At 59.9% G+C, this 4978-nt stretch carries 6 protein-coding genes; all 6 read right to left on the reverse strand.

Annotation, left to right across the window (positions count from 1 at the left end; all coding sequences use genetic code 11):
• The coding region (locus tag P0D70_RS36120; protein WP_408188038.1) for a type VI secretion system Vgr family protein at positions 1-1521 on the reverse strand (1521 nt) is incomplete at its 3' end.
• Positions 1522-1934: 413 nt separating this feature from the next.
• Positions 1935-2216, reverse strand: a complete 282-nt coding sequence (locus P0D70_RS36125) for a hypothetical protein (protein WP_408188039.1) — start codon at positions 2214-2216, stop codon at positions 1935-1937.
• Between the two features lie 28 nt (positions 2217-2244).
• Positions 2245-2631 carry a hypothetical protein gene (locus P0D70_RS36130; protein ID WP_408188040.1) on the reverse strand — a complete coding sequence of 129 codons (387 nt, stop codon included), beginning with the start codon at positions 2629-2631 and terminating at the stop codon, positions 2245-2247.
• 2 nt (positions 2632-2633) lie between these two features.
• Complete coding sequence (locus P0D70_RS36135) at positions 2634-2828, reverse strand: hypothetical protein (protein ID WP_408188041.1); 195 nt, start codon at positions 2826-2828, stop codon at positions 2634-2636.
• The gene (locus tag P0D70_RS36140) at positions 2803-3156 is read right to left on the reverse strand and encodes a type II toxin-antitoxin system HicB family antitoxin (RefSeq protein WP_408188042.1); all 354 of its coding nucleotides are present in this window, start codon (positions 3154-3156) and stop codon (positions 2803-2805) included. Before P0D70_RS36140 ends, P0D70_RS36135 begins: the two co-directional genes overlap by 26 nt.
• A gap of 89 nt (positions 3157-3245) precedes the next feature.
• Positions 3246-4199, reverse strand: coding sequence for a helix-turn-helix domain-containing protein (locus P0D70_RS36145; RefSeq protein WP_408188043.1), 954 nt, complete (start codon positions 4197-4199; stop codon positions 3246-3248).
• Between the last annotated feature and the right edge of the window lie 779 nt (positions 4200-4978).

The raw sequence follows: 4978 nt of genomic DNA on the forward strand, positions 1-4978 counted from the left end.
GACCATGCGGCCCGCGATATAGGGCTTGTCCGGGTCGCCTTCGTGATAGTTGATCGTCACTTCATCGCCGATACGGGGGACGAAGATCGAGCCGAACGACTGACCCTGCCATGACGACGACACGCGTATCCAGCAGCTTGCGTTCGCGTCCTTTGGCCGGTCTATGTCCCACAGATAGCTGATCTTTACCCGGCCGTACGCATCGACCCAGGTGGTCTGGTCTTTGGGTCCGACCACCACCGCCGTCTCGGGGTAACAATGCGGCTTCGTCTTCGGCCTGTTCCTGAAGTACCGGTGACGCGGTTGCAGCTCGAAGTTGGTCACACACTGGAACTGGTGTTCGTCCGGCGCTCCGGCGGACCTCGTCGCTCCGCTCGCGTTGTGAATATCAATCGTCGTGGACACGATCAGATACTCGGCGTTCAAGGTCGGCTCGGGGTGGTCCGAGAGGGAAAATGTCCTGCCCGTTTTCAGGCCGAGCAGGTTGCCCCGGCCTCTGAGGCGCGCGCTGCGTGAGTAGAACGCATAGGCGCGCACGCCTGCGAGATAGCTGGCTTCCTCAAGATAACGGTTAGGCTGGCCCGAGAGGCCCATTGAACCGGCAAGTGGCTGCGAGTAGTCGCCCCAGTGGCGTTCTTCCGCCGGATGCCGGTCGTCGTACCCATCGCGATCTTCGTAGACGTAGTGGTCCTCAGCCAGAGCTTGTGGTCCACGGGTGTAGTCGTAATCAACCATGCTCACCTTCGACGTCGTAACGCGACGCGCCGGTTTCAGGCTGGAGATATATTCCTCGTCTATGCGCCCACCACCAGGCGCGTGATAGCGTATCGAGTCGTAGGCGTTCCCGTGAGGCTGATGGAACTGAGGCGCGTCACACAATACGAGCCGTTCGTCATCCTCAAAGTAATACAGTCCCCATTCCCGCCATAAGCGGGTGAGGAAATCAAAGTCGGACTCCCACATCTGACGTACGAAGTCGCGCGTAGGGTAGCCGTCTTCCAGCTTGAACGCGGACACCTTCATTTCATACGCGACCGGATAATCGCGCAGCACGTCGCTGGTGATATCCAGCACGCTTTTATTCTGGAATATGCGGCTGCGCGAACTCTTTGTGGTCAGCCACAATGCGGGACGCACGACAAGGCGGTAGTACAGGTGGCGATCATCTGCGCCGGTCAACTCGGCCTTGCTGATGAATCCCGAAATCTTCCTGACGCCAGCGCCGGCGTTTGCAGTACCACCATAGCTGGCGATCCCGATGACCGATCTTCCCTTGCCGTCGAACTCAATCGAGATTGTCACCTTCTTGCCGAGCAGTTTCTCCAAGACGACCCGACCGCTGGAGTCGAGTTGAGAGACAGCCGGTGAGTAGGTTGTGACCATGTCCAGCGTGTACCTGTACAGCTTGCCTAGTGCCTCCGTGCCCCGTAGTCGCACGGGAAACAGCACCTGTCGGCCGCGCTCGACCGGAAAGGCATCGCAGGAAACTTTCAGCGTGCTCCATTCGGTCGGGCTAAACACGGCTCCTCCTTCCGGTGGCCGGGCACAACTGTCGTCCGCATGACTTCATATGCCTTTTCTCGCTCAAAATTGACTTTTTTATTATCAAAGCGTGGAATTCACACGTCTGTAGGACTGCTGTAAAAATTCGTCAAGGGGGAATATTTTGATAGGTACGCCGCATAAAATCGTCAGTGATTAACGAAGGACTGCCAGGTGCGGATGATCTCCTGAGGTTAATCTGGGCTGTGCGGGCGGCGACATGTCAGCGGCTGTGGGAACCAGAGCGCCGAAAAAAAGCGGCCCGCCCATGTGCGGGCGGGCCGTAGAGAGACGCGACAGGCGGCGAACCGAGGGGACGGTTGGCGGGACCACCTGCGCGCGCATCCCTATTTGACTGCATTGCGCGAATTTCAGGCATCGGACGTTTCCGGTTACCGGATGCGATTGATCCTGTACAGCCGGACACTTTCGCCCGTGCCTGAATGATGGAGCGCGAGCCACAGGTCGAGGTCGTATTCACGTCCTGGGTGGCGCTTTATTACCTTGGCGATAGCGCGCAGACCTGTGCGTCGCGCCGTTTCATTCGGGCCGGGCTTGAACAGGACTTCACCGGACCCAAGCTGCTCGATCTGCCAGGCAAGCGAGCCCGCCACCAGTTCACCGGAACGCGTACCCGACGTACGGCTGCGACGCAAATCTGCTATACCGATCATGGCTCCCCCCTGCATGGCCGGCTGCCGCTCAGTGCCTGGCGGCTGAGGCGTCAGCACCGCCCACCCCTGGGTTGTCGTCCTGGCCGATGCCAATTCCAATGCAGGCGCAGCTTTCCGCAAGCTGGCCCAGAACCCGCTCGATCTGCTCCACATAGCGCTCATGCGCCGGTTCAAGTTGGACGACGACCTTGCCCAGCGCAATGATGGTTCCAAGGACAACCGGGCTTTCCGGGGTCCGCAAGAGTTCCGTGTCGGCGCCGTCCAGCTCCGCGCGAAGATGCGCGAGAATTTCCCTGTAACCCCTGACCATGCCGACTGCCTCACCAAAGCGCCGGGCTTCGTTCAGAAGGCCAGTCAGTTGCGAGCCCGTTATCACGCCCACATTCACGCAATCCTTTCGTACGTCATCGCTCATGGTTACTCCTTCGCGCGTCCGCGCCTGCGGGCATGGGGAGAGTCGTCCAGATTCGCTTCTGGCGCGTCAAGCAATACGGTAATGCTCTGGATTAACAACGCATCAACAGTGGTGCCGTGCTGTGCGGCAAACTGCCTGAGGCGGCCCAGAAGTCGGGCGTCGATAAGCAGGTCAGTCAGTTCGAGTTCCTCGGTCATCGTCTTGCCTCGTTAACAACCCGTCGATGAACATGTTCGCCGCCATGGCCAGAAGGTCGCGCCTCCCTATGCCAAGATTTTCCGCATGCGTATCAATGCGGGAAAGTAAAGCCGCCTCAATGTCTGAATGGTGCGGCTCACCCATCTCTCCATCAACGAACATGGACGCGGCGATGGAGAAAAGCTGGGAGCGATTGATTCCGAGGTGATTTGCGCGGGCGTCGATGCGCCGTAGCAGAGTCCTCTGAACGCTGATGCTGATTTTTTCCGCCCGTTCCCTGGTCGCGACTTCCGTCGCGGGCTCTGGGTTCTGGTCCGTCTGTAGCATCGTCAGTGCCTCCGGTGAGAGAGCCGCACTATAGCAACGCCGGAAGCTGGCTCAGGAACGTCACCGCTTTCATCCTCTGTTCGCCGGTATCAGGTGCTGGCCTGTGCGAAACGAAATTCAGGGGGCGTGGTGCCAGGGATCGCGTGACGCTTGCCGGCCGGCTCGCCTGGCAGGCTCGCTGGTCTGAGCAGTTGCGCCGCCTTGCACCTGAGAATCGGGCACAGCCTTTCAATGGTGCGGCGGCGAAGGAAAATGCTTTGCTCCAGGTGCTTCACATTGCCTGGACTGGTGCCATAGGCATCGGCGAGTTGCGCGATGCTCAGGCCACGATGAAGCCGCCAGGCTGTCAGGGGCGATTTGCCCGAGAGCATATGGCCTAGTACCGCGTCGGGGTAATCGGTGTCGTCCGGTGAACGTGGCTCCAGCTTTCCGGGAACGTCGGGCGCGCAGATGACAGTCAACCAGGGTTGCATGTTGCTGCCGGGCCGGGGCGTTAGCTGCTCGACCGGGCAATCGAAAATCTCTGCGAAGCGCGCCAGCGTCTGGAGTGACGGGCGGGAATAACCGTGTTCGTGCCAGTTGACCGCATCCCGGGTCTTGCCGAACAGGTCGGCGACGTCGTCCTGCGAGAACTGCCGGTAGTCACGCCATGCGCGAAGGAAGTACACACCCTCGCGAACCTGCCGCATGACCTCGTCCGGTGGTGCCATGACAAATTCACGGGCGAATATCACCTGGGTCGTCCTGCGGTGATTGCCCGCGCGTTCCGCCTTGCGCGTTGCAGACTCGCCAGTCCGGTCCGCGGCGCGCGCCGCATCGTCCTGCGGAATCACCGGCACACCGGGATTGTCCCCGGGCGGCCTCGAGCCGGGGCTGGCGGACGCCTCACCTGGCATCAACGAAAGCAGCCGGTCCCACTGGCGGCCGTGCCGGTCACCCGGCGCCATGCGGCCTGTGGCGCGTTCCTCCTGAAGAGTGCCGTGGTTGTCGTTGGACGCTTCGGCGGCCGCCGCCTGTGCCCCCTGCAATGAGCCCCTGAACATGCCGGGGCGCGTGGTCGCTTCGATGGTTGCCGTCTGCGCGCGCCGGGCCGCGATCCAGAATTCTGTCAGCGCGGAAACATGGCGTACGGGATGGTCGCGTTCAGGCGATTGCCCTGGTGGTCGGTCTCGTAACGCACCACCGTCATGTCAAGTCCGTACGACATCGTGCTCTCCCGGGCAGCCGGGCCGTTGTATGGAAAACGAAAGTAGGTAAGCGGGCATACCTTTCTTTCAGACAACATAATCCATACGTTTGATCCAAATCAATTTTTTCTTAAGACAAACTTAAGGTTACAGGTAGTAACAATTTTGTAAGCCTTGGCGCATCGGGTGTTTGAGGTAAGTCAAAGGTCGATTCGGTGTTTGCGAGCATATCGCTCGACCGTTTGAAACGGCGGGTAGGTGCAGATGCCCGCCGGTCTGTTGCGAGCCGGAAGCGCGCACGTCGGGCAGGTCTCGTTAGTGGATAGCGCGACGGGTCCAGCGGGACCGCCCCGAATTCCCGCAAGAATTCCCCTACGGCTCCCCTAACAAATAGGGGAATTTTTCTCCGGTCATCATGAAAACGCTATGAGCCTTACCAGACAAGGGTTTGCGGGAGGGAGGGATTACCCCAAGGTTGCCCCGCACAGGGGCAACGCTAATAGACCACTAAGAAATCAAGGAAAGGCCAAAAAACCAAACAACCCACCAAATTCAAGTCGCCCAAATCCGCAAAGGCACAGCCCCGACCCCATGCACAACCGGCCGCAACTGAAGCCAGCACTGAGTCAAAGCCT

It is taken from the genome of Paraburkholderia sp. RL17-381-BIF-C (assembly GCF_046026435.1).
GTDB lineage: Bacteria > Pseudomonadota > Gammaproteobacteria > Burkholderiales > Burkholderiaceae > Paraburkholderia.

Bases quoted from the DNA above. Each gene is read 5' to 3' on its own strand.
- P0D70_RS36125 (WP_408188039.1), bottom strand. From the start codon at position 2,216: ATGATCGGTATAGCAGATTTGCGTCGCAGCCGTACGTCGGGTACGCGT.
- P0D70_RS36130 (WP_408188040.1), bottom strand. From the start codon at position 2,631: ATGAGCGATGACGTACGAAAGGATTGCGTGAATGTGGGCGTGATAACG.
- P0D70_RS36135 (WP_408188041.1), bottom strand. From the start codon at position 2,828: ATGACCGAGGAACTCGAACTGACTGACCTGCTTATCGACGCCCGACTT.
- P0D70_RS36140 (WP_408188042.1), bottom strand. From the start codon at position 3,156: ATGCTACAGACGGACCAGAACCCAGAGCCCGCGACGGAAGTCGCGACC.
- P0D70_RS36145 (WP_408188043.1), bottom strand. From the start codon at position 4,199: ATGTTCAGGGGCTCATTGCAGGGGGCACAGGCGGCGGCCGCCGAAGCG.